Raw genomic sequence first — 813 nt, forward strand, 5'->3', positions numbered from 1 at the left:
CGCAAGCGTGAGGCCAAGTTGGTCGCGGTGTTCTCGGCGATCGATGCCCGCGATGACGCGCAGATCGCCCTCGGTCAGGCGCTGGTCGAGCTTCGGGACCTGGGCGTGGTGCAGGCCGATCTGGCGGAGATGACCGGACTGTCTGCCCGCGAGGTCGGGGCGGCGATCCGCGCCGCCAAGGACAGCACCACCGTCACCGACGACACGGTCAACGATGCCGACGGCGGTGACACGCCAGCGGCGGATCAGACCTCGGCGGACACCAACGGTGACCAACAGCACTGAGCCCGTCTCCGGCGGATGGTTCGAGGACATCCCGCTGCCGGGAATGGACGCCCGTCCCCGGCCCCGACCTGCCCCGAGGCGGTCCAGGCCGTACGACTCGACACTGCCTCCGACCGAGGCGGCGATTGCCGCGTTTGAGTCCCGTGTCGTGCGCGCCCCGGGGGAGGGATGCCACATCTGGACCGGCGCCATCTCCGACGGGTACGGACGGATCACCTGGCGACAAGGCGGCGTCAGCAGAACCGAGTACGCGCACCGCTTCGCCCTCCTGGTCGCCGGCCAACTGACCGCCGAGGCGATCGGTGAGCACCGCTGCAACGAACCCTTGTGCGTGCGCCTAGACCCGGACCATCTCATCGCCTCAACCCAATCAGCGAACCTGCTCTACGCGGTCGCCTGCGGACGCACCGGCATCATCCGCAACACCACCGAACGCCACGACCGGCACGCCCGCTCCCTCGCCGTCCGCGACGCGGTCGCCGGCGGCTGGAACCCCAAGGCCTACGCCCAAGCTTGCGGCAACACCGC

General features: G+C 70.0%; 2 protein-coding genes. Both read left to right on the forward strand.

Features of this window, described 5'->3' with window-relative positions; translation table 11 throughout:
* Positions 1-285 (forward strand): hypothetical protein (locus tag DCI01S_RS17675; protein WP_167349586.1); only part of this gene is annotated, 285 nt, incomplete at its 5' end.
* A partial coding sequence (locus DCI01S_RS16515; RefSeq protein WP_061230213.1) for a hypothetical protein occupies positions 269-813 on the forward strand: 545 nt, incomplete at its 3' end. The genes DCI01S_RS17675 and DCI01S_RS16515, both read left to right, overlap by 17 nt.

Origin of the sequence: Dietzia cinnamea NBRC 102147 (genome assembly GCF_001571065.1) — a bacterium.
Classification (GTDB): domain Bacteria; phylum Actinomycetota; class Actinomycetes; order Mycobacteriales; family Mycobacteriaceae; genus Dietzia; species Dietzia cinnamea.